General features: G+C 57.2%; 25 protein-coding genes and 1 pseudogene. 2 read left to right on the plus strand and 24 right to left on the minus strand.

Annotation, left to right across the window (positions count from 1 at the left end; genetic code table 11):
• Position 1: 1 nt before the first annotated feature.
• The 24 genes and pseudogenes from metK to J2S62_RS07480 form a co-directional block, all read right to left on the minus strand.
• The gene (metK, locus tag J2S62_RS07365) at positions 2-1228 is read right to left on the minus strand and encodes a methionine adenosyltransferase (RefSeq protein ID WP_310173137.1); all 1227 of its coding nucleotides are present in this window, start codon (positions 1226-1228) and stop codon (positions 2-4) included.
• Between the two features lie 86 nt (positions 1229-1314).
• Positions 1315-2535, minus strand: coding sequence for a bifunctional phosphopantothenoylcysteine decarboxylase/phosphopantothenate--cysteine ligase CoaBC (gene coaBC / locus J2S62_RS07370; RefSeq protein ID WP_310173139.1), 1221 nt, complete (start codon positions 2533-2535; stop codon positions 1315-1317).
• Positions 2536-2559: 24 nt separating this feature from the next.
• Positions 2560-2934 carry a DNA-directed RNA polymerase subunit omega gene (rpoZ, locus tag J2S62_RS07375; protein WP_310173142.1) on the minus strand — a complete coding sequence of 125 codons (375 nt, stop codon included), beginning with the start codon at positions 2932-2934 and terminating at the stop codon, positions 2560-2562.
• 61 nt (positions 2935-2995) lie between these two features.
• On the minus strand, positions 2996-3604 hold the full coding sequence (gene gmk / locus J2S62_RS07380) for a guanylate kinase (RefSeq protein ID WP_310175780.1): 609 nt from the start codon (positions 3602-3604) through the stop codon (positions 2996-2998).
• Positions 3605-3735: 131 nt separating this feature from the next.
• Positions 3736-4050 carry an integration host factor, actinobacterial type gene (gene mihF / locus J2S62_RS07385; RefSeq protein ID WP_310173143.1) on the minus strand — a complete coding sequence of 105 codons (315 nt, stop codon included), beginning with the start codon at positions 4048-4050 and terminating at the stop codon, positions 3736-3738.
• Between the two features lie 108 nt (positions 4051-4158).
• Positions 4159-5001 (minus strand): orotidine-5'-phosphate decarboxylase, encoded by an 843-nt coding sequence (pyrF, locus tag J2S62_RS07390; RefSeq protein ID WP_310173145.1) that lies wholly within the window; start codon positions 4999-5001, stop codon positions 4159-4161.
• 6 nt (positions 5002-5007) lie between these two features.
• A complete protein-coding gene (carB, locus tag J2S62_RS07395) occupies positions 5008-8316 on the minus strand; it encodes a carbamoyl-phosphate synthase large subunit (RefSeq protein WP_310173147.1) in 3309 nt (1102 codons plus the stop codon).
• 15 nt (positions 8317-8331) lie between these two features.
• Positions 8332-9456, minus strand: a complete 1125-nt coding sequence (gene carA / locus J2S62_RS07400; RefSeq protein WP_310173150.1) for a glutamine-hydrolyzing carbamoyl-phosphate synthase small subunit — start codon at positions 9454-9456, stop codon at positions 8332-8334.
• A complete protein-coding gene (locus tag J2S62_RS07405) occupies positions 9453-9962 on the minus strand; it encodes a PH-like domain-containing protein (RefSeq protein ID WP_310173152.1) in 510 nt (169 codons plus the stop codon). The genes carA and J2S62_RS07405 overlap by 4 nt, the downstream gene beginning before the upstream one ends.
• A 17-nt stretch (positions 9963-9979) precedes the next feature.
• A complete protein-coding gene (locus tag J2S62_RS07410) occupies positions 9980-11305 on the minus strand; it encodes a dihydroorotase (protein ID WP_310173154.1) in 1326 nt (441 codons plus the stop codon).
• An 11-nt stretch (positions 11306-11316) separates the two neighbouring features.
• Positions 11317-12267, minus strand: a complete 951-nt coding sequence (locus J2S62_RS07415) for an aspartate carbamoyltransferase catalytic subunit (protein WP_310173156.1) — start codon at positions 12265-12267, stop codon at positions 11317-11319.
• Positions 12267-12851 carry a bifunctional pyr operon transcriptional regulator/uracil phosphoribosyltransferase PyrR gene (pyrR, locus tag J2S62_RS07420; protein WP_310173158.1) on the minus strand — a complete coding sequence of 195 codons (585 nt, stop codon included), beginning with the start codon at positions 12849-12851 and terminating at the stop codon, positions 12267-12269. The genes J2S62_RS07415 and pyrR overlap by 1 nt, the downstream gene beginning before the upstream one ends.
• A 116-nt stretch (positions 12852-12967) precedes the next feature.
• On the minus strand, positions 12968-13378 hold the full coding sequence (gene nusB, locus J2S62_RS07425; protein WP_310175783.1) for a transcription antitermination factor NusB: 411 nt from the start codon (positions 13376-13378) through the stop codon (positions 12968-12970).
• 57 nt (positions 13379-13435) lie between these two features.
• Positions 13436-13999 carry an elongation factor P gene (gene efp / locus J2S62_RS07430; RefSeq protein WP_310175784.1) on the minus strand — a complete coding sequence of 188 codons (564 nt, stop codon included), beginning with the start codon at positions 13997-13999 and terminating at the stop codon, positions 13436-13438.
• 116 nt (positions 14000-14115) lie between these two features.
• Positions 14116-15240 carry a 3-dehydroquinate synthase gene (aroB, locus tag J2S62_RS07435; RefSeq protein WP_310175786.1) on the minus strand — a complete coding sequence of 375 codons (1125 nt, stop codon included), beginning with the start codon at positions 15238-15240 and terminating at the stop codon, positions 14116-14118.
• A gap of 51 nt (positions 15241-15291) precedes the next feature.
• Positions 15292-15783 (minus strand): annotated as a pseudogene (locus J2S62_RS07440) (shikimate kinase); the annotation flags it as partial.
• 2 nt (positions 15784-15785) lie between these two features.
• A complete protein-coding gene (gene aroC, locus J2S62_RS07445) occupies positions 15786-17018 on the minus strand; it encodes a chorismate synthase (RefSeq protein WP_310173161.1) in 1233 nt (410 codons plus the stop codon).
• Positions 17019-17087: 69 nt separating this feature from the next.
• The gene (locus J2S62_RS07450; protein ID WP_310173164.1) at positions 17088-17960 is read right to left on the minus strand and encodes a shikimate dehydrogenase; all 873 of its coding nucleotides are present in this window, start codon (positions 17958-17960) and stop codon (positions 17088-17090) included.
• 18 nt (positions 17961-17978) lie between these two features.
• Positions 17979-19502 (minus strand): endolytic transglycosylase MltG, encoded by a 1524-nt coding sequence (mltG, locus tag J2S62_RS07455; protein ID WP_310173167.1) that lies wholly within the window; start codon positions 19500-19502, stop codon positions 17979-17981.
• Positions 19492-20013, minus strand: a complete 522-nt coding sequence (gene ruvX, locus J2S62_RS07460) for a Holliday junction resolvase RuvX (protein ID WP_310173170.1) — start codon at positions 20011-20013, stop codon at positions 19492-19494. The genes mltG and ruvX overlap by 11 nt, the downstream gene beginning before the upstream one ends.
• Positions 20014-20039: 26 nt before the next feature.
• Positions 20040-22727 carry an alanine--tRNA ligase gene (gene alaS, locus J2S62_RS07465; RefSeq protein WP_310173172.1) on the minus strand — a complete coding sequence of 896 codons (2688 nt, stop codon included), beginning with the start codon at positions 22725-22727 and terminating at the stop codon, positions 20040-20042.
• A gap of 76 nt (positions 22728-22803) precedes the next feature.
• Positions 22804-23127, minus strand: coding sequence for a hypothetical protein (locus J2S62_RS07470; RefSeq protein WP_310173174.1), 324 nt, complete (start codon positions 23125-23127; stop codon positions 22804-22806).
• A gap of 155 nt (positions 23128-23282) precedes the next feature.
• Positions 23283-23909: a 30S ribosomal protein S4 gene (rpsD, locus tag J2S62_RS07475; protein ID WP_310173177.1), complete on the minus strand. Its 627-nt coding sequence runs from the start codon at positions 23907-23909 to the stop codon at positions 23283-23285.
• A 218-nt stretch (positions 23910-24127) separates the two neighbouring features.
• The gene (locus J2S62_RS07480) at positions 24128-25600 is read right to left on the minus strand and encodes a replication-associated recombination protein A (protein WP_407649925.1); all 1473 of its coding nucleotides are present in this window, start codon (positions 25598-25600) and stop codon (positions 24128-24130) included.
• Between the two features lie 56 nt (positions 25601-25656).
• On the opposite strand from J2S62_RS07480, the gene dtd reads away from it, so the two are divergent.
• A complete protein-coding gene (gene dtd / locus J2S62_RS07485; protein WP_310173179.1) occupies positions 25657-26115 on the plus strand; it encodes a D-aminoacyl-tRNA deacylase in 459 nt (152 codons plus the stop codon).
• Positions 26116-26124: 9 nt separating this feature from the next.
• Entirely contained in the window at positions 26125-26571 is a 447-nt protein-coding gene (locus J2S62_RS07490; protein WP_310173182.1) for a hypothetical protein, read from the plus strand.
• The last annotated feature ends 101 nt before the right edge of the window (positions 26572-26672 follow it).

Genomic DNA, 26672 nt, shown 5'->3' on the forward strand with positions numbered 1-26672 from the left:
GTCACCAGCCTACCGCGGCGCGCAATTGATCAACTTTATCGGTGCGTTCCCAGGTGAAATCTGGCAGTTCGCGACCGAAGTGACCGTTGGCGGCGGTGGCTTGGTAGATGGGGCGGAGCAGTTGAAGATCTTGGACGACTGCTGCGGGGCGCAGATCAAAGACTTCGTTAATGGCCGCCACGATCTGTTGGTGACTGACCTTTTCGGTACCGAAGGTATCGACGTAGAGACCGACCGGACGCGCTTTACCAATGGCATAGGCGACTTGGACTTCTACGCGATCAGCGAGTTCAGCTGCGACGATGTTTTTGGCGACCCAGCGGGTTGCGTAGGCAGCGGAGCGGTCCACTTTGGAGGGATCTTTACCTGAGAAAGCGCCGCCGCCGTGGCGGGCCATCCCACCGTAGGTGTCGACGATGATCTTGCGTCCGGTCAGACCGGCGTCACCGACTGGGCCACCGATCACAAAGGGACCCGAGGGGTTGATGATGATATCGACGTCATCGTGGGGCAAACCGAAATTGACCAAGACCGGGGTGATGACGTGCTCTTGAACGTCTTGGTGGAGTTGTTCTTGAGAGACTTCGGCTAAATGCTGGGTGGAGACGACGACTGTCTCAACCGTGCGTGGGATGTGGTCTTCGTCGTAGCCAATCGTTACCTGAGTTTTGCCGTCGGGCCGGAGGTATGGCATCGGTGAGTTGGGCTGCTGCCGCACGGTGGTGAGTCGCTCGGAGAGTCGGTGGGCCAAATAGATTGGGGCTGGCATGAAGGCCGGGGTCTCGTTAGAGGCATAACCGAACATGATGCCTTGGTCGCCTGCACCCTGTTTATCGATTTCATCGACGGAACCATCGCGGGCTTCCAGCGAAGTCGAAACGCCGTGGTGGATATCAGAGGACTGCTGGCCGATCGATACATTGACCCCGCAGGTGGCGCCATCAAAACCATGCGCGGAGGAGTCATAGCCAATATTTAGGATCGTTTGGCGCACAATCTCCGGGATTTCAACGTAGGCAGAGGTGTTAACTTCCCCCGCTACCTGTACGAACCCAGTGGTCACCAGAGTCTCAACGGCCACTTTGGCGTTAGAATCTTTCGCGATAATCGCATCGAGTACCGCATCAGAGATCTGATCGCAGATCTTATCTGGGTGCCCGGCGGTTACGGATTCTGAAGTGAACAGACGCAGTTGGCCGTCGCCGATACCAGCGTAAGGTTCATACATGGCAGGAGTATTTTTAGCAGTCACAGTATGTGAGTGTACCCGCTTGTCATTCGGACGAGCCACCGTGGTTCATGCAACGTAAAACTCTATGCCAGGGCACGGGCGAGCTGGTCGATGATCTCGGCTGCAACTGCTGTTTTGGTTCCCTTGATGGGCACGTCTGGACTGCCGTTGGCAAAAATAATGGTCGCATCGTTGTCATCTTGGCCAAAGACTTTGCCAACTCCAACTTCGTTGACGACCAGGATCTCACAGCCTTTACGCTGCAGCTTGGCGCGACCATATTCTAATGGCGTCGTGGTGGCATCGCCCGTCTCGGCCGCAAACCCGACGATGACACGTGGGAGCGGTTCACCGGCCGCGCGTTGTTCCACGGTAGTTTTGAGCACATCTTCGGTTTGTTCCAGCACAATGGTAGGTGCCGAGGCCCCGTCTTGTTTTTTGATCTTGTCCGAAGTGATGGTGGCTGGCCGGAAATCGGCCACCGCAGCGGCCATGATCAGGGCATCTTTGGCGCGTGCGTGGTTGAGCACAGCATCGAGCAGTTCGCGCGTCGACTCAATGTGAACGACGGTGATGTTCGGGTGCTCAGGGGCCGGGATGTCCATCGCTCCTGCAATCAGGGTGACGTCAGCGCCTTGCTGTGCCGCGACTTCGGCGAGGGCGACACCTTGTTTACCCGAGGATCGATTCCCGAGATACCGCACCGGGTCCAGTGCCTCTCGGGTACCACCAGAGGAAATGACCACATGCTTGCCGGCCAGTGGCTTCTCGGTGTGCGCATCAGCCATGATCCGAAGCGTTTGATCCCAGATATCTTCTGGTTCGGGGAACCGGCCTTTGCCGGTATCTGCCCCGGTCAACCGCCCAACAGCGGGCTCGATGATATGAACCCCCCGGTGACGAAGGGTCGCAACATTTGCCTGGGTGGCGGGGTGTTCCCACATTTCGGTGTGCATGGCCGGGGCCATCACCACTGGCACGGTGGCGGTCAGCAGGATGTTGCCGAGCAGATCTGGGGCCAGACCTGCGGCTGCTTTCGCCAGCGAGTCTGCCGTTGCGGGTGCTAGCACGACAAGGTCGGCTTTACGACCTTGTAGCACATGATTGACGTCTTCGACGGCTTCGAATGTGTCAGTGTAGACGGGCTTCCCCGATAGCGCCTCCCACGTGGGCTTACCAACAAATTTCAGCGCCGATTCGGTGGGGACGACGTGAACTTCGTGACCGGCTTCGGTCATTAATCGAAGCAGTAACGCGGCTTTATATGCTGCAATGCCACCGGTGACGCCTAATACAATCCGCATGCACTCCCCCTACGGCCCGGTGTGTTATTCGTCGTCAGCTTCGGCGGCTGGTTCCTCTGGCAGCGCGAATGGATCATCCTCGTTGGCAGGCAGCTCGAAGGTTGGGAATTCTTCATCGAGTTCTTCTGCGGCAGCAGCGCGCACTTCTTCCACTGGCTTCATCTCTAATAGGCCAGCGTCGATCTCCCGGAGGGCGATCGAGAGCGGTTTTTCATTGAGTTCGGTGTCGACTAGCGGGCCGACGTATTCGAAGAGGCCTTCGTGCAGCTGCGAGTAGTAAGCGTTGATCTGGCGGGCACGCTGTGCTGCGAACAGCACGAGTGCATATTTGGAATCAACCTTGTCGATCAGTACATCGAGCGATGGGTTGACGATGCCTTCAATTTTTTGTTCAGTCACTGACTCTCCAATAAATTTCTCCGGAGCGACCGGAGACGGTAGATGGTACTTTTTGTGCCGATCACTGCCGGGTGGGTAACTGCATGAGTTCTACCAGCCTTGCAGAAGCTTGTCCAACTGTATCGTTGACGATCACGGCATCAAATTCTGGTTCTGCAGCAAGCTCCAGTTTAGCGGTTTCTAGTCGCCGTTGCTGTTCGGCTGCTGTTTCCGTGCCGCGGCCAACAAGGCGTCGAACGAGTTCCTCCCAGCTCGGTGGCGCGAGAAATACAAAAAGCGCTTCGGGCATGGTCTTACGAACTTGCCTAGCCCCCTGCAGATCGATCTCTAACAAGACGTGTTTGCCTTTGGCTATGGCGTCTTCAACGGTATCGCGACGCGTGCCGTACTTATTGAGTCCGTGCACTTGAGCCCACTCCAACATTTGGTTCTCTTCAATGAGTTGATCAAATTGTTGATGCGAGACAAAAGAGTAGTGCACCCCATCGATCTCACCGGGCCGTGGTGGCCGTGTCGTTGCAGAGACCGATAAACATACCTGGGGGTAATGTTCCCGGATGTGCTGGCTGACCGTTCCCTTTCCGACCGCAGTCGGACCCGCGAGGACGGTCACGGCGGGACGTTTGCCTTGATGTTCTGGCCGCAGGGTCAAATCACGTGGGCCGGGGATGACCGGGGGCGTCTGATCTGGCAAATTGTCCCTCGAGAATTCGGTGTGCTGGCGCGATAGTAGTACCTGCAAGGGTATCGCAAAGCATGTCATTCCCCCAAAATTCCGGTCGAATTTTGGGGGAATTTTATCTATCGGCCTAGCGCATCGATCAGGGCGTTGCGTTGGCGGTGGCCCAGACCGCGGAGCCTGCGATTCAAAGATATGTCGCACTGTTCCATAATGCCCTGCGCTCGAATCTCGCCGATGCCTTTGAGGGCAGTGAGTAAATCGATGGTGCGCATCCGAGCGACGGCTTCGTCCTCATCGGCGCGATCGAACACTTCTGCCAGAGATAGCGTACCGTCGGCGAACTCAGACTTGATTTTCGCACGCGTAGTTCTTGCATCCAGCGCCTTCTGACGTGCAGCTTGGCGCTCTTCGGGTGTCAGATCTTTTAGAACCATTAGTACTGCCTTTCGTGCCCGATCCTACCGTGACGGTAAGGACAGCCACACCCAGAAAGGTGAATGACTACTCCGTGTTTTCGGCTATCTTACCTAGTGAACTGTATTCTACTTCACAATGAGGTCTTTGCGAGCGTCACCAATAGCCAATTTTAGATCACCGAGGTTCGGTCCGTGCTGCAAGATACCCCGAGACGAGTTGACTAGGACATTTGGCCAGGCTTCACCAAACCCGTCACGGATACTTTTCGCTTCAGCACCTTGAGAACCATACCCCGGAGCGAGAATGGGGGCGTTTGCCCCAGCCAGATCGATACCCAGCGCGGCCGCCTGGGCTGGCACCGTTGCACCCACCACCAAGCCGACTGAACCAAGAGTTTCGTCCCCCCGGTTGTCCCGGGCTGCCGCCTCCACGACCCGTTTGGCTACCGAGTCGTTTTCTGCGCCAAGATGTTGAACAGATGCCCCTTCGGGATTCGATGTCAACGCGAGAATGAAGACCCCACGCTGATGAGCTAAAGCCAAGTCAATGGCCGGGCGGAGGGACTCGTAGCCCAGATACGGCGACAGCGTCACCGCATCTGCGACTAACGAAGAGCCATCAGCTAACCATGCTTGAGCATAGCCTTGCATCGTGGAACCGATATCTCCGCGTTTTGCGTCTGCGATCGTGAGGATATCGGCTTGGTGGGCCAGCTGCAGGGTTTCTTCTAGCACGGCAAACCCAGCCGACCCGAATCGCTCATACAGCGCGACTTGAGGTTTCAACGCAGCCACACCGGTTGTCTCGGCTGCGGCTTCTACGACGGTCTTCGAAAAGGTCGACAACCCTGCCGGGGTGTCATTGAGACCCCAGTCATGCAATAAGTGCCGGTGCGGGTCGATCCCCAAGCACAACGGACCATGGTGTGCCATGGCCTGAGCTAACCGGGTACCAAAAGTTTGTGACATCTTGGCCTACTGTTGGTTTGCAATCACAGCGGCGAGGCGACGGTCATGTTCCTGCAGGCTCGTGACATCCCAGGAGTATTCCCGCTGTGCTTGGATAGCTTGTAGCGCAGTACCGAACGCAGCCAGGGTGGTCACCAGTGGCACACCCAAGGAGTTCGCGGCGGCGCGGATCTCATATCCATCTCCCCGTGCCTCAGATCCGGAAGGGGTATTGACCACCAGATCCACGCGCCCGTCTTCGAGCTGATCAAGGATGGTTTCGCCAGGTGATGGAGCGTCACTGGTGATCTTATCAACCACTTCGGTCATGATCCCGTTGCGGGCTAACACATCGGCGGTGCCTCCGGTCGAAACGAGCTCAAAGCCCATATCGGTGAGACGTTTGGCGTGGGCGACGATTCCGCGCTTATCTCGGTTGGCTACCGAAATGAAGACCCGGCCACTGGTGGGCAGCCGTCCACCCACAGCATCTTGAGATTTCGCATACGCTGTGTCGAAGTATTTATCGATTCCCATCACTTCGCCGGTAGAGCGCATCTCGGGGCCCAACAGCGAATCCACGACGCGACCTTCGGGGGTGCGGAAGCGCGTGAATGGGAGGACCGCTTCTTTGACAGCGATGGGCGCGCCTAGTGGGAGCGACCAGCCATCATGCGTGGCTGGCAAGTCACTGGTTTCACGTAGTTGGGCGATCGTTGAGCCTACGCCGATTTTCGCAGCGGCCTTTGCCAGGGCAACACCGGTTGCTTTCGAAACAAACGGTACGGTCCGTGAGGCGCGCGGGTTGGCTTCGATGACGTAGAGAATATCTGCGGCCAACGCGAATTGGATGTTAATGAGACCGCGTACCCCAACACCTTTGGCGATGGCCTCGGTGGCTTCACGCACACGAGCCAGTACATCGGGGGCCAAGGTGGTTGGTGGCAGAACACAGGCCGAGTCACCCGAGTGGATCCCGGCCTCCTCGATGTGTTCCATGATCCCGCCCATGAACAGTTCGTTCCCATCATAGAGCGCATCCACATCGATCTCGATGGCGTCGTCCAAGAAGCGGTCGACTAGCACCGGGTGTTCCGGCGTGATTTCGGCGGTGGAGTGTTTGATGTAGTTCGCCAGTTGTTCTTCGTCGTAGACGATCTCCATTCCACGCCCGCCCAGCACATACGAGGGACGGACCAGCACGGGATAACCGATTTCGTCGGCCACATGTTTGGCGTCCTCGAACGAGACCGCGGTGCCGTTTTTCGGTGCGGTCAAATTCGCCTGCTGCAACACCTGCGCGAACAAGCCGCGGTGTTCTGCTAGATCAATCGCCTCCGGAGAGGTGCCAAGAATTGTAACACCGGCATCGGCCAGATCTTGGGCGAGCTTCAGCGGGGTCTGGCCACCCAGTTGCACGAACACGCCCTCGACCGGGCCGGTTTGTTGTTCGGCATGAATGATTTCCAACACGTCTTCGAGCGTCAATGGCTCGAAGTAGAGCCTGTCTGACATATCGGAGTCGGTGGATACTGTTTCTGGGTTGCAGTTGACCAGCACCGTGTCATAACCGGCTTGCTGCATCGCCATGGTGGCGTGAACACACGAGTAGTCGAATTCGACGCCTTGGCCAATACGGTTGGGGCCGGAACCGAGGATCACCACGGTCGGGCGGGTGTGCTCGGTAATTTCGGTTTCCTGACCGTCATACGAGGAGTAGTGGTACGGAGCCTGTGCCACGTGCTCACCGGCTGCGGTATCAACCGATTTATAGACCGGACGAATCCCCAAAGCATGGCGTACCCCACGGACCACGGCTTCATCCATGTGTCGCAGCTGCCCGATCTGCTTATCAGAAAAACCGTGTCGTTTGGCGTGTTCCAACACGGACTTCGTGAGCTCATCAGCACCACGAATGTCTTGTGCCACCTCATTTATCAAAACCAACTGATCAATGAACCACGGGTCGATCTTGGTGTTTTCAAAGACTTCTTCGACGGAGGCTCCCCCGAGCAGCGCGCGTTGGATTTGACCAAGCCGAGCGGTGGTGGCGGTTTTAGATGCCTCAAGAAGAGTTGCGACTTCACTGGCATCGGGGACCGTAAAGTCTAATTCTGCGTCATCGGTTTGTTCCAGCGATCGCAGCGCTTTTTGCAGAGCCTCGGCAAAGTTCCGTCCAAAGGACATGACCTCACCCACGGCTTTCATCGTGGTGGTGAGGGTCGCATCAGCGGCCGGGAACTTTTCAAAAGCAAAACGCGGGACTTTGACGACCACATAGTCCAGTGCTGGCTCAAAGGCGGCTGTGGTAGTACCTGTGATGTCGTTAGTCACCTCATCCAGCGTGTAGCCCAACGACAATTTGGTGGCAATCTTGGCGATAGGGTAACCGGTGGCTTTAGATGCCAGCGCCGAAGACCGAGACACGCGCGGGTTCATTTCGATCACCACGATGCGACCATCTTCTGGATTGACCGCAAATTGGATATTACATCCACCCGTGGCGACGCCAACCTCGCGGATGATTTTGATCGAAATATCACGCATCTTTTGGTATTCGCGATCCGTGAGGGTCACAGCAGGGGCGACGGTAATGGCGTCCCCGGTGTGCACACCGACCGGATCGAAGTTTTCAATCGAGCACAACGCGATGACGTTGTCAGCGCTGTCGCGCATCATTTCGAACTCGTATTCTTTCCAACCCAAAATGGACTCTTCTAATAAGACCTCGGAGGTCGGAGAGTACTGGATGCCGGCTCCGGCGATACGGTGCAGATCAGTTTCGTTGTAGGCCATCCCCGATCCGAGCCCACCCATGGTGAAGGAAGGACGAACGACCATGGGGTAACCGAGTTCTTTTGCTGCCTCAAGGGCTTCATCCATGGAGTGGACGATCACCGAGCGTGCCGATTCGGCACCACAGCGCTCTACTACCCCTTTGAAAGCCTCACGGTCTTCCCCGAGTTCGATGGCGGCGATGTTCGCGCCGATGAGTTCCACCCCGTACTGTTCCAAGACCCCGGCTTCATCCAATTGAATGGCCGTGTTGAGCGCGGTCTGGCCACCCAGGGTCGGCAGAATGGCATCGGGACGTTCTGCGGCAATAATCTTTTCCACGACCTCAGCGGTAATGGGTTCCACATACGTGGCGTCAGCCATTTCCGGGTCGGTCATGATGGTGGCGGGGTTGGAGTTGACCAGGATAACCCGAATACCTTCGTCTTTGAGGACGCGGATAGCTTGGGTGCCGGAGTAATCGAATTCTGCGGCCTGCCCGATCACAATGGGTCCGGAGCCGATGACTAATACGGAGTGGAGATCTGTGCGTTTTGGCATGGTATATCCTTAGTCTTATTTTCCGGTGGCCATCAGGGTTGCGAACGCATCGAAAACCGGGTGTGGTTCATCGATGGCAAGCGCGGTATTTTCTGGGTAATACTGCACGGTCAAAACCGGCAGTTCCTCGGCACGTAACGCTTCAACAGAGTGATCATTGAGACTGTGCTGGGTCACGGTGACGTCGCCGTAGCCTGCGTTTGGAGCAGGATGGGTCCCCAGAGGCGCATCAACGGCATAGTGGTGGTTTTGATTGGTAATAATGCTCTGCCCGGAGGCCACATCGAAAACCGGCTGATTGGGCCCGCGCTGGGCTTGCGGCAACAGCATCGAGGCGTAGCCCAGGGCGGCCGCGACGATCTGGTGGCCCAGACCAATCCCCAGGACCGGCATCCGTGTTTCAAGCAACGCAGCGGCCAAGCTAATTTGATCGGTGGCTTCGGCTGGGTTGCCCGGACCGGAGGAGAACACCACGCCATCAACATTGGCTGCGGTGAGTTCTTCGATGGTAGTGGAGGCCGGCATGACCTTGACGGTATTACCGCGTTGCACCAACTGGGTGATGGTGGCTCGACGAACGCCCAAATCGATCACCGCAACGGTGGCTTGCGGTTGATCGGCTGCGACTTCATAGGCCTCATCTGTGGTGACAGCTTCTAATAGTTGCGAGGTGCTGGGTTGTTGCCATGCCTGCACTTGAGCCACGAGTTCTGCATCGGTGGCCTGGGCGTCAGCTCCGCCGAAGATGCCCGCAGCGACTTGTCCGCTGCGTCGAACGTGACGGGTCAGTGCGCGCGTATCAAGTCCGGAGATACCGACCACACCGGCAGTCGTGAGGTCTTCTACTAGTGACCGTTCGGACTGCCAGTTTGACCGAACTCGCGCTGGATCTCGAACCACGACACCGGCTGGCCAGTACTGGTCAGATTCGGCGTCAGCATCATTGACGCCCACGTTGCCAATGTGTGGGAAGGTAAACACCATGATGGTGCCGACATTTGCGGGGTTTGTCAGGCTGTGTTGGTAACCGGTCATTGTTGTGTCAAAGATCAGGTTGCCAAAGACGGCGCCGGGTGCTGCATAGGAGGTGCCGGCGTAGATGGTGCCATCTGCCAGAACGAGTTTGGCTGATGCGCTCATGCTGTCTGCCTTCCGTTAGTGAATGTTTCTAGTGTGGTGCGAAGTTCTTGGTGTTCCGAGATGGTCTCGGTCCGAAGCCCGGTCGTGACCTCGGTGTCATCTAAGTTCCAGGTGATAGCCAAAATGCCGTCTTTTTCGACGAATTTTCCGGCGATACCCGACACGGTAGCGACCTGGGTAATCTGTGGGGCTGGGATAAAGAAGTTGGGTTCTCCGACTCGCAGCAGCACAACCCCTTCAGGATGTACCTCAATGCGAGCCTGGCTGCGGTTACCTAACCGATGCGCGGTGACCCGTTCGAGAAGATGCTGTCCCAACACCGTGGTGATGTAGGTGCCGTCCACCGCAGCGGTGGGCTCGCGTTCCAATAACCGAGCTGGAACTTCGGTGGGAGCTGCAATGTGGTGTTGTCGCTTGGTTCGGTTCCGGCGGCCGAAATAGATACCTAGCAGGATGCACGCCACCAGGATGGCGGTGAGGGTGACGGTAAATGTTGTTTCGTCCAAGTGTGGATCGTTCCTTCTTAACTGTGCCGGTATGGGGTCGTCAGGTTGGCGTCAGCGACGACCTGGTGGCCGCGGTAAAACACGTCCGTGACTTGCCCGGAGAGCTCCATGCCGCGATATGGGGAGTTGGTTGATTTGGAGGCGTGGTCGGTCGGGTTCACCGTGAACTTGTGATGGGGGTCGTACACGACCAGATTCGCGACCGCTCCTTCAACCAGTCCCCCGGATTTGGTGAGCTGACCCTGCTCAGCGTGCCGATAGATACGGGCTGGATTCGCTGACATGACGCGGGCAACTCCATGCCAGTCCAATAGCCCGGTATCGACCATGGCGTGCTGGATGACCGGCAGCGCGGTTTCTAGCCCGGTCATCCCCATAGCTGCCACTACCCATTCGCATTGCTTAGTCTCTTGGGTATGCGGTGCGTGGTCAGTTCCGACCGTATCAATCGTGCCATCGGCCAGACCTTCGCGCAGTGCATGAACATCGGAATCTTTTCGCAGCGGCGGGTTGACCTTATACACGGGGTCGTAGGTCTTGACGTAGTCTTCGGTCAACAGCAGGTGGTGGGGCGTGACTTCGGCCGTCACGTTGATGCCTTGCGATTTTGCCCAACGAATCAGTTCGACTGATCCGGCGGTGGAGACATGGCAGATATGAATTCTGGAGTCGACATGCTGAGCTAAGAGAACGTCCCGGGCGATAATCGATTCTTCCGCCACGGCCGGCCAGCCGGCAAGGCCCAGTTCTGATGAGAGCGCTGATTCGTTCATTTGTGCGCCCTCGGTCAGTCTCGGCTCTTGGGCGTGCTGGGCGATGAACCCGTCGAAAGATTTCACGTATTCCAGTGCACGACGCATCAGCACGGGATCCCAGACGCACATGCCGTCATCGGAGAACATGGTGACCTGGGCTGTGGAATCATACATCGCTGATAATTCTGCCAGGCGTTCGCCCGCAAGACCAACGGTGACTGCTCCCACCGGATGGACGTCTGTCCAACCGGATTGTCTACCTAAGCGGTAGACCTGTTCTACTACCCCGGCGGTGTCCGCTACCGGATTGGAATTTGCCATCGCGTGGACCGCAGTGAAGCCGCCTTTGGCTGCCGCTTGGGTTCCCGTCTCGACGGTTTCGGCATCATCGTTGCCGGGCTCTCTTAAGTGAGTGTGTAGATCGACGAGTCCGGGCAGGACGATCTTGCCGGTGGCGTCGATGGTCTGCGCTGCCTCGGCAGCCAAACTATTCCCTAGGTGAGCAATGGTGCCGTTAGCATCGATGGCGATATCTGTGGCGATACCGTCTGGTGTCGTGCCGCCGGTGATCAAATACGAAATGGTCATGGTCTGGCCTTTCATTGCCCTAGTTGCCCTGCCAGCAGCAGGTACAACACTGCCATACGGACTGACACGCCGTTGGCCACTTGTTCGAGTGCGGTGTTTTGTGCGGAATCCGCTGCGGCCGCTGAGATTTCTAGGCCACGGTTCATTGGGCCGGGATGCATAATCAGCGTTGGCGTATTCGCAATCTTTTTGTACCGATCGTTGGTTAAACCCCATCGACGCGTGTACTCGGCAGCTGACGGGAAAAAATCCCCGGACATACGTTCAGCCTGGACACGCAGCATCATGACTGCCTCGGGACGTTGGGCTAAGAGTGCATCCAAGTCATAGTTCACTTCGACGGGCCAGGTGTGCACTCCCACTGGCATCAAGGTGGGTGGGCCTGACAGGGTCACCTTGGCGCCTAACGTGTGCAGCAACCACACGTTTGACCGGGCTACGCGTGAATGTAAAATGTCGCCAACAATCACTATGTGTATGCCGGCTAGGTCCTTGCCGGTCCCCTGTTGGTTGTATAGCCGGTTCCGCAACGTGAAGGCATCTAAGAGCGCTTGCGTGGGGTGTTCGTGCGTGCCATCGCCGGCATTGATCACTGCCGATGACGACCAACCGAAGTTCGCTAATTGTTGTGCCGCGCCGGAGGCCCAGTGGCGCATCACGATCGCGTCGCCACCGATAGCCTCTAAAGTTTGAACGGTGTCTTTGAGCGACTCCCCTTTGGAAACCGAGGATGTCTTGACCGCAAAATTTAACACGTCGGCTGACAGTCGTTTAGCTGCTGCTTCAAATGAAGTACGGGTGCGTGTGGAGTCTTCGAAGAAGAGGTTCACCACGGTTTGGCCGCGCAACGTCGGCAGTTTCTTGATGGACCGGTCCGAGACGGAGGCCATTTCTTGGGCGGTATCCAAGATCGCCAGGGCGTGATCGTAGGATAAGTCCCGGGTTGCTAGCAGGTGACGCATTAGTTGATCACATCCACGATTTGTACTTGATCAGCGGTGTAGTACGCTTCGTCACCGTCAATTTCAGCCAGATGGACTCGCACGTGCTCTGATGACGCGGTCGGCAAGTTCTTGCCCACATAGTCAGCGCGCAATGGAAGTTGGCGATGGCCGCGATCGACTAACACAGCAAGACGTACTGTGTGTGGTCGTCCGAGGTCGGCTAGCGCATCCAGTGCGGCCCGTATTGTGCGCCCGGAGTACAAGACATCGTCCACCAGCACCACCACAGCATCATCGATGCCGACCGGTGGGATGATGGTCGAGGCCGGTACGCGTGTACCGGTCCGGCCTAGATCGTCCCGGTAGAGTGTGATGTCGAGCTGTCCGGTACGCTCGGCGGCTACAAATTCCGGATCAATCTCGGCCAGTTTCTCCGCGAGCCGGTTGGCTAATGGCACGCCGCGGCGCGGGATGCCTAGCAGCAGGAGATTTTCGGTGCCTCGGTTTGCTTCTAGAATTTCATGGGCAATGCGTGTTAGGACCCGATTGATATCGGCTGCTGACATCACGGTGCGGACTTTTCGCACAGGTTGATGCACCACGATTTCTCCTTTCCCGCCTCACGGGACGGTGTTTAAAGGATGTGCGGGATCTGTGGTGGTCCCGTCATTCTCATGCGTTGTAACTGTAGCACCGCTGGGGTGCTCCAGCGGTTGAATTACAGCAATAAGGTGGGTTTCAGTTCCTGTAAGCGACCAAGCACACCATTGACGTAACCCGGTGAGTCGTCGTTGGAGTATTCCCGTGCCATGTTCACTGCCTCATTGACAGCTGCTGCATCGGGCATTTCATCGTTGAACAGGAGCTCCCAGGCGCCTAGCCGCAGGATCGATTTATCCATGGCCAGCATGCGTTCCATGGTCCAACCGTGTGCATACTGAGCCAGCAGTTCATCGATTTGTTCTTGATGGGTGATGACCCCATCGATGATCGCTGTGGTATACGGGTTGATCGTTTGGTCGGTGTATTCCCGACGGCGCTGCAGCGCGTCGAGCGGTGTGGTGTGCCGGTGTTCGGCTTCGAAGAGGATTTCGAGGGCACGGCGTCGGGCCCTGCCGCGGGAGCCTATTTTGTGGGGTTTATTGTCTGATGATTTTGTCAATGTAGTGCTACTCCGTGCCAGGGGTTAGTCGGTTGCTCGGCCCTGGTACTCACCGTTTTTGGTGTCTACACGGACTTTCGTACCTTCGTCAATGAATAGAGGAACTTGAATTTCCAAGCCGGTTTCTAAGGTGGCGGGCTTGGTCCCACCGGATGAACGATCACCTTGGAGCCCGGGCTCGGTATAGGTGACTTCTAAGACGACCGTGGCGGGCAGTTCCAGGTATAGCGGGGAACCATCTGAGATCGCGATCTGCGCGTTGTCGTTTTCGAGCAGGAAATTTGCCGCATTTCCGACCACTGAGGAGGGGACCATGACCTGATCGAAGGTGGTCAGATCCATGAACACAAAGTCGTCGCCGTCACGGTAGAGGTATTGGTATTCGGACCTGTCGACGGTGGCAAATTCTACTTTGGCTCCGGCATTCCAGGTTTTGTCAATGATCTTATTTGAGGTCAGGTTTTTGATCTTGGTGCGGACAAAGGCACCACCTTTACCTGGTTTGACGTGCTGGAATTCTTGGACCTGCCAGAGCTGGCCGTCAAGGACGACGACTGAGCCGTTTTTGATGTCATTACTGCTGAGCATAACCATGGGGCGTATTCTTCCTAAAAGTTGTGGGACGGGGATCGTATCTGGCAGTCCAGGGGTCACCCCTTTGGGGGCCGTGTCCTAGTCTAAGCCACGGAGCAAATCCGGGGCTGCTAGTCGGCGATTTCCTGGTAGGCGGCGAACAGTAACGATTCATCGGGAACGTCGTAGATGACCGGTGCGCCCTGAGCCTCCAGGATCACAAAACGAAGTTGCTCACCACGGTTCTTTTTATCGCGCCGGATACCATCGAGCAGGGTGGCCCAGCGGTCGCCCTGATAGGAGGTCGGTAGGCCGACACCTTCGATGATGCGTTTGTGGCGCTCGACGGTGTCATCGTCGAGTCGGCCAACTGAACGGGCGAGTTCTGCTGCAAAGACCATACCTACGGCAACGGCAGCACCGTGGCGGTATTGGTACCGTTCTGCCAATTCAATCGCATGGCCGAGCGTGTGACCGTAGTTGAGCATCTGCCGCTGGTTAGATTCTTTGAGATCTTCACCAACGATGTCGGCCTTGACCTGCACGGCTCGTTCAATGAGTTCCCGTAACACTGGCGAGTGCGGGTTGGTGACCTGTCCCATGTTGTCTTCGATGAGGTCCAGAATCTTCTCATCAGCGATGAACCCGCATTTGATGACTTCGGCGAGCCCGGAGATCAGCTCATTTTTTGGCAAGGTCAACAATGTGTCGAGGTCTGCTAGGACTCCGGCGGGCGGGTGGAATGAGCCCACAAGGTTTTTTCCCTCAGCGGTGTTGATGCCGGTTTTCCCTCCGACCGCCGCGTCCACCATGCCCAGCAGCGTGGTAGGCATGTGGACCACGCGCACGCCGCGTAGCCATGTTGCGGCTACAAAGCCGGCAAGGTCTGATACCGCTCCCCCACCGACAGACACCACGGCATCTGATCGGGTGAAGTCACTTTGGCCAAGGACTTGCCAGCAGAACGAGGCAACTTCGATGTGCTTGCCCTCTTCAGAGTCCGGAATTTCTACCAGAATCGCGTTGTAGCCTGCGTCATCAAGGGCAGCTTTGACGACATCTCCGGTTGCGCGCAAGGCACGGGGCAAAATGATGGCCACCCGATGAGGGTGCGGGCCCAAAATGCCCGGCAGTTGCGACAACAGCCCTTTGCCGATCACCACGTCGTAGCCGCCGGTGACTTCTTTTTCGGAGCCGCCAGAAACCTTAATAACTGTGGGTTGATCGACGGCGTGATTCGTGGATGGTTCAGACATATACTCGGTCGTTTTCCTTGACAAAAATTGCTCGTATCCTTCGATGATCTTAGTCGCCACAGCCTCCACGTCCAGTCCGGAGGTATCAACCACCCGATGGGCTGAATCTGTGTAGTAGGCCTGGCGCGCTTGGCGAATCCTGGACCAGTTGCCGGCGGGGTCCCCAGCCAGTACGGGCCGATCGGCGCCTTCCCCTAACCGTTGCAGCGCCTGGTCTTCGGCAACATCCAAGAAGACCACGTAGCCGTGTTGTTTGATGAGATCCCGATTAGCCGACCGAATCACGGCTCCGCCGCCCAAGGAAATAACCCCGAGGTCGCGGCGTGCTAACGCGTCAGCAATCACAGCTTCTTCTTCGTCCCGAAAAGCAGCCTCGCCGTGAGCGGCGAAGTAGTCTGCAACCACACCGTGGCGTTCAACGAAAAGGTCGTCGGTATCGACGAACCCGGCACCGAGTCGTTGAGCTAAGTGTTTTGCAACGGTGGTTTTGCCAGAACCCATCGGGCCAATCAACACGACCGGCGGAGTGTCCTGTGTCTCCATGTTTATAGCGGGTCACCCATAGCGTCGTCGGAGATTACCTCTTCAGTGGGTTCTGGAATGCGTTGCAGCGTGGCACGGTAGTTGTCCATATTCCGCTTGGTTTCCGCAACCGAGTCACCACCAAACTTTTCCAGCACTTCTTCCGCTAGCACTAAGGCCACCATGGCTTCGGCGACCACACCGGAGGCTGGGACCGCGGTGACATCGGAACGCTGGTGGTGGGCTTTGGTAGCTTGGCCGGTTGCCACATCTACCGTTTGGAGAGCGCGGGGGACGGTGGCAATTGGCTTCATCGCCACCCGGACGCGGATCGGTTCACCGGTCGAGATGCCTGCTTCGATGCCGCCGGCACGGTGCGTGGCACGTGTTACCGACCCTTCTGGGGTGCGCAGGATCTCGTCGTGGGCAGCTGAACCAACGCGGGTCGCCGTGGCGAAGCCGTCGCCTATTTCGACACCTTTCATGGCTTGGATGCCCATAAGAGCCCCTGCCAGTTTGGAATCTAAGCGCCGGTCCCAGTGGATATGCGAGCCTAAGCCAACGGGTGCGTTATGCACGAGCACTTCCACAACACCCCCGAGGGTTTCGCCCGCTTTCTTGGTCGCGTCAACGACCTCGATCATCTTGGCCGACACCTGGGAGTCGATACAGCGCAGCGGATCCGCGTCTAGAGCCTCTACGTCGTCAGCTGTGGGAAATTCGTATCCATCTGGCACCGCTACGTCGCCCATTTGCACGGTGTGGGAGACGGTGGTGATGCCCAGCTGAGCTAGGAAGTGTTGCGCAACTCTGCCGAGTGCAACGCGGGTAGCGGTTTCTCTGGCGGAAGCGCGTTCGAGCAACGGGCGTGCCTCGTCGAAGCCAAATTTTTGCATCCCTGCCATGTCCGCGTGGCCGGGACGTGGCCGGGTCAGTTTCGCATTGCGGGCTAAGCCTTCGATCTCTTCGGGATCAACTGGGTCAGGGTTCATGACCTTTTCCCATTTCGGCCATTCGGTGTTAGCAATGTGAATAGCCACCGGAGAGCCCAGCGTCACGCCATGACGGACCCCGCCGATGATGGTGACCTCATCTTTTTCGAATTTCATTCGCGCGCCGCGACCATAGCCGAGTCGACGACGTTGAAGTGCCTCCTGGATGTCGGCGGTGGTGATCTCAATCCCCGCCGGGAGCCCCTCGATTATTCCCACGAGTCCGGAACCGTGAGATTCTCCTGCTGTTAACCAACGCATCATACGCCCGATTCTTTCATGCTCAGCGCAGGTGCGCTGGCTTCATGTCGATGTTTGTCTAGTGTCTTGGTTTCACTGCTTGACCAGGCCCAGCGCCTTCGCCATGCGTTGTGTCGCGTCCTGCCAATCTACGCATTCGGGGTCCACGAGCCGGTGGGTGAAAAGTTTTGCTTGTTCCACCCCTTGATACAGCAACATATCCATTCCGGAAGCAACCGCACTGCCCGTTGCCCGCCAAGCCTGGGCTAGTGCAGTGGGCCATGGGTCGTAGATGACCTCTAGTAATGGCGGCAGCGGAGCGTGAGGCAGGTGTTCGGCTAACGAGTCCGCCGCGTGTGCCGGCAAGGTGGCGACCACGGCCTGGTGAGTAGGGCTCTCCTGAACAAATTCCGGGAGGCTTTTGATCTCTACCGCGAGGCCAAACCGTGTCGCTACGGCGCTGGCTTCGGCAGCTCGCTGCGCGTTTCGTACATATAGTACAACCGCATCTAAACCCATGTCGGCGGCAGCCGCTACAGCGGCCGTTGCGGTACCACCGGCTCCGAGAATCGCCATGGTGCCACCGCGCGATGGTTGATAACCGGCTTGCATCAAGGCCAGTCGGATTCCGTCGACGTCGGTGTTATATCCCCGGGTCTGTCCTGACTCGTCAAAAACCACCGTATTGAGTACACCAAGTCGTTCCACCCGCTCCGACAGCGTGGTCATATGAGGCACCAGAGCGTTTTTCAACGGCATCGTCACCGAGAAGCCCACCAGGCGTTGGGTCGATCCGTAACGTTGCGGCAGCGAGGCCATGAAGTCAGCCGCCTGATCGAGGGTGACCTCGATACGGTCGTAGTCGATGGGCAGGTCGAGGTGCTCATACAGTGCACGATGCATATCAGGTGATTTGGAATGGGCTATCGGCGAGCCCAATACTGCTGCGTGCATCGTTTCTGCCACAGTGGCCGACTGTCCCATCTATCCTCGCCCACAAATGGACGGGTTTTCATCACAATAAGCTCGATATTCGGCTTGATATTCGCGATGCTCTTCGTACGTGGTAGAGAAGTGCGTCTCACCGGTCTCGATATTGGTGGTGATCCAATAGTAATACTCGTTGTCTTCGGGGTCAGCTGCAGCGTCGAGGGCAGCGATCGAGGGGGCGCCAATCGGACCGGGCGGCAGGCCACGGTGGGCGTAGGTGTTGTACTCGTTGGACTCGTCTTGGCGGTCTTCGGAGCTAAACTGCAGCTGGCGGACGCCCATGCCGTAAATGACGGTAGCGTCGATTTGTAGATATCCTGCGGTTTCGGGGTTCGAGTTATCCAACCTATTTTCAATGATCCCGGCGACGGTTTCGAAATCTTCGGGCCGTGCTTCAGCTTCCAGAATTGACGCTACAGTGACCAGCTGATGCTGTTCGGTCGGGTCAGAGACCTCGAGTCGTTCGAATTCATCGAGTGTCGGTTCAATCATCTCTTGGAAGATTTCTTCGAGCGAAGCGTCTAAGGGGAAGTGATATTCCCCGACGGCAATGTAGCCTTCGAGTGTTTCAGCTTCGTCGGGTACTTCATAGTTCGCCGGATCCGCAGCCGCCTCTATTTCTTCGAGACTGTAATCGGTGCGGTCTTCCAAGGTGGCATAGACATCTTCGATGCGATGACCGGAGTTCACGTGCGCGTAGTTCATACCGGTGACGCCGACTCTTAGGAGTATCTCGGCGGCGTCTCTGGCCGGCATCTCGTACCGCAGCGTGTATTCACCGGGTTGGATTTCTGAGGTGGTGTTCACCGCTTCAAGGGCATCACGAAACGCTCCGGTGGAAGCTACGATGTCTTGGTCTACCAGGCGGTTGCCAATCACGATTGGCCCCTCCCCTGGGTTGACTTCAAATACTACTTCCTCGCCGCCCGGGCCCGGATAATCGTTATTGGTCCAACCAACTAGTTGGCCCACACCAAGACCCACGATAGCTAAGAGACCAAGGAAGACTCCGAAGCTGGAGAGCATAATCAAAGTGCGCTTGCGCTTGCGTGCCTGACGTGCTTTGAGCTGTTCCTCGTCAAGTTCGGGGACTGCGATGCTCTCATCATCGACCAACATGTAGCCCAGCGACTTCTCATCGTCGGGCTGGTGTGGCTCTGTGGTATCTGAACGCTCTTCGAGCGTCGGATAATCGCGCTCGTCTTGCGGAAGCGGATTCAGGCCACCAAGGTCGCTATTGAGTTCGGGCGTATATTGCCGTTCTTCGGGGCGTTGCGGCCGATGTTGTAAGCCACCTGGCCCGTCAGCTGCTAGTGGCTGCGGATGAAATTCTCGGTCGGGCTCGCCTTGTGAGTCGCGGCTATTTGTTCCGGTTTGAGCCTCACTGGGGTCGGGCTGTGGTTCGGCAGAAGGAACATAGGCGCGACCTTCTGCAAGAGCACGTTCGTACTCGCGCCGGGCGCGGCGTGAACTGAAATGTGGTTGGGAAGATTGTTCAGGCAGATCTTTATCCGTCAAACTCTTCCTCCTGTTCGGGCGTGATGAGGTCCCCGGTATTGACGCCCGAGTTGCGTTCGAGCATCATAGCGTGTTCTAAAATCGCGACCGCAGCGAGCTGGTCAATCACAGCTCGTTGGTTGCGCGATGAAACCCCCGCCTGATGCAGTTGCTGCGAGGCACTGACCGTGGACAACCGTTCGTCAATCATTCTAACTTCGGTTGAGAGCTCGGTTTCGAACAGCAGGGTGCTGAGCTGGCGGGCAAACCGGTGAGCATCCTCGGTGGATGCCGTTCTGTTGCCTTTGAGATTAATGGGGTCTCCGACATAGATACGCACTGCGTTACGTTCAATGACCGCTTCGACAATCTGATGTAAATCGCTCAGATTTTTGGTGTCGCGGGTCAGGGTCGCCACTGGACTGGCGAGAATGCCAGCTGGGTCGGTCGCGGCGAGCCCAACGCGGGCACGGCCCACGTCTATTCCGAGCCGTACCCCGTTGACGGGTTCGTGGTGAGGTGTCTGTGTCATGGGAGAGTTCTGCGCACTTGCGGTGCTTAGGAGGCCTCGATGTGCTGGCGGAGGGTAGCTAAAGCCTCATCGATCTTAGTGACATCCTGTCCGCCACCTTGGGCTAAGTCAGGTTTGCCGCCTCCACCGCCACCTAACACCTGTGAGGCGGTTTTCACCAGCGTACCGGCTTTCAGGCCTCGGGCTTGGGCTCCTTCGTTGACAGCTATAACTACCAGCGGGCGGTTATTTGCGGTCCCGATCATGGCGACCACGATATTTTGGTTACCTGCCTTGGCGAGACGATCGCGAAGATCTTGCACGGCCGACCTTAGATCGTCAGCACTCGAGACTGGCCCAAAGTTATGAGCCAGTAAGGTCACCTCACCTACGGTTTCGGCTTTTTCGACAAGCTGACCTGCTTGTGCCATCAGCTGCTGGGCTCGGAGTTGTGCGAGTTCTTTTTCTACTTCGCGCAACTTGTGCAGCGTCTGCTCGACACGTCCAGGGATGTCGCTCGCCGGCGCTTTGAGCATGGCTGATAATTGATTGACCAGCGTACGTTCGGCAGCGAAATGTTCGAACGCGTCGAGGCCAACGAGTGCTTCGACACGGCGGTTACCCGATCCGACAGACTGCTCGTTGAGTAGCGCTAGCGTCCCGATTTCCGCGGTGGAGGTGACGTGCGTGCCGCCGCACAATTCGCGTGACCAAGCACCGTCGATTTCTACGACGCGGACTCGGTCCCCGTATTTCTCACCGAACAGGCTCATCGCGCCCATGGCTTTGGCTTCTTGCAGACTTGTTTCCATCGTGTGCACGGTGAAGTTATCCCGGATGGCAATGTTGGACAGTTCTTCCACTTCCTGACGTGCTCCTTCGGAAAGCGCGTCTTGCCACCGGAAGTCGAAACGTAGGTAGCCTTCTTTGTTGAAGGACCCGGCCTGTACTGCTTCCGGACCCAGGATTTGATGCAGAGCAGCGTGCACGATATGGGTGGCCGAGTGCGCTTTCTGGGCATCAAGACGGCGTTGGAGGTCGATCGCACCCACGGCTTCAGCACCCATTGGCGCTTCACCTTCACGGATGATGCCACGATGTACCGATAAGCCTTTGATGGGTGATTGCACGTCGGTGACTTCGATGACGAAACCGTTACCTGTGATCAACCCGCTATCTGCTGCTTGCCCGCCGGCTTCGGCGTAAAACGGGGTGGCATCCAGGACGACTTCGACTTCTTGACCCTGTTGTGCCACGCCTGCGGTCTGACCGTCGATCAACAGCGAGCGGATCGTGGACTGCGTGGTGTGCTCGGTATAGCCGGTAAAGACAGTATCTTCGCCGGCGTGTGCCTGGTAGTACAGGCTGGTGTCGGCGTGGCCAGTCTTTTTGGCTTTGGCATCCTTTCGGGCGCGTTCGCGTTGCTCTTGCATGAGTTCTACGAACTTATCCTGATCGACCGAGACCCCCGCCTCTTCGGCCATCTCAAGGGTCAGATCGATGGGGAAGCCATAGGTGTCGTGCAGTTCAAACGCGGCATCACCCGAGAGTGCGATACCGGCTTCGCGTGCTTGAGCAACGGAGCTTTCAAGGCGCGTAGTGCCTGCTGCAATGGTGCGCAGGAATGCGCGCTCTTCGGCATAGGCGATGCGGGATATGCGATCAAAATCTTCGGCCACTGCGGGATACGACCCACGCATGGCATCGCGCGAAATTGGCAACAGTTCCGGCAGCACGGCAGTCGTGACGCCCATCAGACGCATCGCTCGCACTGCACGACGGATTAACCGTCGCAGTACATAGCCGCCGCCTTCATTGCCCGGCACTACCCCATCACTAATCAACATCAACGCTGAACGAATATGATCAGCGACGTACCGCAGGCGCATATCATTGGCGAAGTTTCGGTCCTCAGGATCCTCCGTCGAGGTATATGTGACCCCCGCGAGCTCAGCTGCGCGATCCAACACCGGGCGGACCTGGTCGGTTTCGTACATGTTCTCGACACCCTGCAAAATCATTGCAAGACGTTCCATACCTAGCCCGGTGTCGATATTCTTATTGGCCAGTTCGCCTGCGATGTCGAAATCTGCTTGGCCGCGAACTTCTCCGAGTTGGTATTGCATAAAGACCAGGTTCCAGATTTCTAGGTACCTGGTGTCGTCGGCTGCTGGGCCACCCTCGGCACCGTATGCTGGTCCGCGATCGTAGAAAATTTCGGAGCATGGGCCGCCCGGGCCGGGTTGGCCAGTGTGCCAGTAATTATCTTCCTTGCCGATGCGCTGCAGACGTTCTTCGGGGATTTTCACCACATGGCGCCAAATGGCGTATGCCTCATCGTCTTCTTCATAAACGGTGGCCCATAAGCGATCGGGATCAAGCCCAAAGCCCCCCTCATCTTGTGGGGTGGTCAGCAGCTCCCACGCCATCGTAATGGCGCCCTCCTTGAAATAGTCACCAAAAGAAAAGTTCCCGGCCATCTGGAAGAAGGTACCGTGCCGGGCGGTTTTGCCAACTTCTTCGATGTCAGCCGTACGAATACATTTTTGGATAGAAGTGGCTCGAGTGTATGGGGGTGTCTGTTGGCCCAAGAAATAGGGGATGAATGGGACCATGCCAGCAACAGTAAACAGCAACGATGGGTCAGGTGAAACCAACGACGCCGAAGGCACTACGGTGTGGTTGTGTTTTTCAAAAAACGCAGTCCAACGACGAGCTATTTCATGTGTTTGCATAACTGTTCATCCATCACGAGCTAGAAAACCGGCAGCGGGCCGGTTGTGGGTCCAAGAAAGTACAAAATATTGTGGGTCATGCAGAGCGTTCGGTGGTCACTTCGGTCACTTCGCCCTGTAGTGGATCCACGCGATGAGGGTACTCGACAACTGGCGGCGCGGGCTGTGCCCGGTTGAGCGCGGGGACTTGCTCTCGCATGGTCCCGAAGAAGGATCGCGTTGTTTCGACAAGAATACTAGCGGCACCTTGTCCGATGCTGCGTCCGATGTTTTCCGGCGACAGTGACGTGCGCAGGGCTTCTTCAGCACGAAGGGCGGCTGCGTCGCGACCTTGGGATAACTTGGTATGTCCATACCAGCCGATGGCAGCACCGACTCCAACCAGCAATACTCGTTTCACAACCGCAAACCTTTCTGATGTATAACCGTCCCTACTCTACCCAATGCGGTGGGTAGATGACTGCTGGAAGACAACAGCTTTCGGGTGAGACACCACCGGCCCGGGGCCTTGCCGAAGCAAGTCCACCGAGCCGGGAAGAGTGTGTAAGCCGAGGCTTAGCGTGAGTAGTGCTCGACGACCAGGTTTTCTTGGATAGAAACTGGAATTTCGGCACGTTTTGGTGCGCGAACCAAGCTCGCACGCAGCTTATCGATTTCTACATCGAGGTAGCCTGGCACATCTGGCAAGACTTCCTGGTGTGCCCCGGTTGCTGCGATCTGGAAGGGCACCATGGTTTCGCTGCGTTCTGCAACATGAATCATCTGGCCTTCTTTAACCTGGAATGATGGGCGGTCAACACGCTGGCCATCGACGAGGATGTGCTGGTGGACAACCAGCTGACGGGCCTGAGCAATGGTGCGAGCAAAACCGGCACGAAGCACAAGAGCGTCAAGACGAGATTCCAGCATCTCGACGAGGTTTTCACCGGCCAGACCCTGACGGCGGCGTGCTTCGTTGAAGTAGCGGACCATCTGGGCTTCACGGATGTTGTAGATAGCGCGGAGACGCTGCTTTTCTTTCAGACGGACCGAGTAGTCAGAGTCTGCACGACGACGTGCACGACCGTGCTGACCTGGACCGTATGGGCGGCGCTCCATGTACTTTTCTGCTTTTGGAGTCAGTGCAATGCCAAGTGCGCGAGAGTGGCGCACTGTGCGGCGGGTACGTAAACCTTTAGCCATAGTGTTGTGGCTTCCTTTTCTTGTCATGCGGTATCGCTTGGTTTTGTCATCCCCTGCACGACAAAGCCGACTAGCCTAAATGCAGGTGATTCCTGGCCTCTGATGTCAGTGTTTTCCAGAGAGCTGAGGGTTATACCGCCAACCGTCATTACTACCGTCTTCTGTATTTAAAGACGTGCCAGACAAAGGGCTATCCTATCAGCTCCAACTAGCCCCGCCTAATCTGCGGTATCGGGGTCTGCTGTCGTCTTGCTGTGGGTTTCGGACCGTGGCGTTGCTGGGGACTCTGCACTCGTCGGTGGGTCAGTGCTCGGCTGGTTGTACAGCACCGCGCGCAATCGTTCGACTCGCTCCGACAACATGTGTTCACGGCCGTTATTCGTCGGCAGGTAGTACTGCCGCCCCAACAACTCATCTGGCAAATATTGCTGGCTCACGATCGAATGCGGATACGAGTGGGGGTACTTGTAGCCCACGCCGTGGCCCAGAGCTTTCGCACCCGAGTAGTGCGCATCTCGTAGTGGTTTCGGAACGGCCCCAGCACGTCCAGCGCGCACGTCGGCAAGCGCTTGATCTATGCCTTGGTAGGCAGCATTAGATTTCGGCGCGGTCGCTAAGTGGACGACGGCTTGAGCAAGCGGGATCCGGCCTTCCGGCATACCGATTAGCTGAACCGCCTGAGCAGCTGCCACAGCGGTCTGGAGTGCCGTGGGATCAGCCATGCCGATATCCTCGGAAGCGTGCACAATGAGTCGACGAGCGATATACCGAGCATCTTCGCCTGCGTGAATCATGCGGGCTAAATAATGTAAGGCAGCATCCACATCTGAGCCGCGGATGGATTTAATGAATGCCGAAATCACGTCGTAGTGCTGGTCGCCGTCTTTGTCATATCGCAAAACGGCCTGGTCCATTGCCTGCGCCGCTTGATCTAACGTCACCACCGGAGTGTGTGCCGTATCTTGGGCCTGATCGAGGCTCACACCGGCTGCCGCTTCGAGGGTGGTGAGCGCACGCCGTGCATCGCCTTGGGCCATCCGGATCAGATAGTCGCGTGCTTCGTCATCAAGTTCGACGGTCTTGTTCAGCCCGCGTTCTTCCGTCACGGCGCGGTCGATGAGCACACCTATGTCATCGTCACTCAGTGGCTCTAAAGTCAGCATGATTGACCGCGACATCAAAGGAGCCACGACGGAAAAGGAGGGGTTTTCGGTGGTCGCCGCGACGAGTACGACCCACCGGTTTTCGACCCCGGGGAGCAGCGCATCTTGCTGCGCCTTGTTGAACCGGTGGATCTCGTCGAGAAATAAGATGGTGGTGCGGCCGTAGAGGTCACGGTTATCCAGCGCCTGATCCATAACCCGTCGCACGTCCTTGACGCCAGCTGAGATCGCGGACAATTCGACGAACTTGCGGTCCGGGGCCTGAGAAATGACGTGAGCTAGCGTAGTTTTGCCTGTTCCGGGTGGGCCGTACAGCATGATTGACGATGGCCCCACATTTGCGGGGCCGCTGGTCTCGGTGAGTTTCCGCAGCGGTGAACCCGGGGTGAGCAAATGCTGCTGACCGACCATTTCATCCAGCGTACGGGGGCGCATCCGCACGGCCAACGGCGCCGAAGCGGAGGTCTTGGCGCTCTGCATCGAGTCGTGGTCATCGTCGGGCTGGGCCGCGGAGAACAAATCTTGCACGCCTCTACTCTACTGGTGGCCCAGGATGGTGGACATTCCCGGCTACACTTGGGGCCATGCGTGCAGTAATACAAGTGGTTTCATCTGCCAGTGTCACGGTTGAAGAGCAGGTGGTGGGGCAGCTTCCGCGCCCCGGACTGATGATCTTATTGGGCGTCCACGTGGACGACACTCAAACACAAGCCGATGCCCTGGTAGACAAGATCGTCAACCTTCGGATCCTCGGCGACGAACAGTCCGCGCTCGAGTTACAAGCACCCGTGATGGTGGTATCGCAGTTCACCCTCAACGCCGATGTGCGTAAGGGACGGCGCCCGTCGTGGTCGAAGGCGGCCCGACCAGAACAATCGGAGCCGTTATACGAATACTTCCTGCAACGGGTTCGCGATCAGGGCTTGGAGGTAGTCACCGGTCAGTTCGGGGCGAGGATGGATGTAGCGCTGGTGAACACCGGACCTTTCACATTGGTGATTGATTCCGATGATTTGGCGGCCCCGCGACGTGGTGTGACATAAACTCCTGATATGAGCTGGAACTCAAGGTACTCTGCCCAAAAGTATCAGCGCCAAGAGCGCCGAAAAGCCACTATGATGATCGTCATTGGTGTTGCGTTCACTGCCAGTGGCGTGTTCATCTGGTTCACTGATAGTGCCTGGTTAGCCCTGACAAGCGTCGTATTCGGTCTGGCAGTCATACTGGGCGGAATGCTCACGTGGAGCCAATCTGACGGTTCGATAGGCTCATTTAGGGTCCTCATCAGCGCATGTGTCATGTTTGCTATCCTCTGCGCAATAACAGTCGTCCATGCGACGGTTGCCCCGCAGGACTTCGACGGTATGCTCAGACCGCTTTATGCACTCATAGCCGGCTACCTCGGCCTGGCCTTATTCGGTGGAGGCTTGATTTTTCTTCTAATCAGATCCCTCAGAAACGCCCGCTCTCGAGCAGCTACTCCACCCTCGACCGAATAATTTGCTTCTAGTGCTTCTCAGAAGGCTGCAAAGCCCGCAAGAGATAATTAGTAACCTCGCCAACCCAGGTCATCACGAGTTCGTCACGGGCTCGTGTGGCA

The sequence above is a fragment of the Enteractinococcus fodinae genome, from assembly GCF_031458395.1.
Classification (GTDB): domain Bacteria; phylum Actinomycetota; class Actinomycetes; order Actinomycetales; family Micrococcaceae; genus Yaniella; species Yaniella fodinae.

What these genes read in the sequence shown, in the direction of transcription:
- J2S62_RS07410 (WP_310173154.1), bottom strand. Translation starts at nt 11,305, where the DNA reads ATGACCATTTCGTATTTGATCACCGGCGGCACGACACCAGACGGTATC.
- coaBC (WP_310173139.1), bottom strand. Translation starts at nt 2,535, where the DNA reads ATGCGGATTGTATTAGGCGTCACCGGTGGCATTGCAGCATATAAAGCC.
- dtd (WP_310173179.1), top strand. Translation starts at nt 25,657, where the DNA reads ATGCGTGCAGTAATACAAGTGGTTTCATCTGCCAGTGTCACGGTTGAA.
- carB (WP_310173147.1), bottom strand. Translation starts at nt 8,316, where the DNA reads ATGCCAAAACGCACAGATCTCCACTCCGTATTAGTCATCGGCTCCGGA.
- carA (WP_310173150.1), bottom strand. Translation starts at nt 9,456, where the DNA reads ATGAGCGCATCAGCCAAACTCGTTCTGGCAGATGGCACCATCTACGCC.
- metK (WP_310173137.1), bottom strand. Translation starts at nt 1,228, where the DNA reads ATGTATGAACCTTACGCTGGTATCGGCGACGGCCAACTGCGTCTGTTC.
- alaS (WP_310173172.1), bottom strand. Translation starts at nt 22,727, where the DNA reads ATGCAAACACATGAAATAGCTCGTCGTTGGACTGCGTTTTTTGAAAAA.
- efp (WP_310175784.1), bottom strand. Translation starts at nt 13,999, where the DNA reads ATGCTCAGCAGTAATGACATCAAAAACGGCTCAGTCGTCGTCCTTGAC.
- J2S62_RS07490 (WP_310173182.1), top strand. Translation starts at nt 26,125, where the DNA reads ATGAGCTGGAACTCAAGGTACTCTGCCCAAAAGTATCAGCGCCAAGAG.
- pyrF (WP_310173145.1), bottom strand. Translation starts at nt 5,001, where the DNA reads ATGTCACAAACTTTTGGTACCCGGTTAGCTCAGGCCATGGCACACCAT.
- ruvX (WP_310173170.1), bottom strand. Translation starts at nt 20,013, where the DNA reads ATGACACAGACACCTCACCACGAACCCGTCAACGGGGTACGGCTCGGA.
- aroC (WP_310173161.1), bottom strand. Translation starts at nt 17,018, where the DNA reads ATGATGCGTTGGTTAACAGCAGGAGAATCTCACGGTTCCGGACTCGTG.
- mihF (WP_310173143.1), bottom strand. Translation starts at nt 4,050, where the DNA reads ATGGTTCTAAAAGATCTGACACCCGAAGAGCGCCAAGCTGCACGTCAG.
- J2S62_RS07415 (WP_310173156.1), bottom strand. Translation starts at nt 12,267, where the DNA reads ATGCGTCACCTGCTAGCAACCCGGGACTTATCCTACGATCACGCCCTG.
- rpsD (WP_310173177.1), bottom strand. Translation starts at nt 23,909, where the DNA reads ATGGCTAAAGGTTTACGTACCCGCCGCACAGTGCGCCACTCTCGCGCA.
- aroB (WP_310175786.1), bottom strand. Translation starts at nt 15,240, where the DNA reads ATGTCTGAACCATCCACGAATCACGCCGTCGATCAACCCACAGTTATT.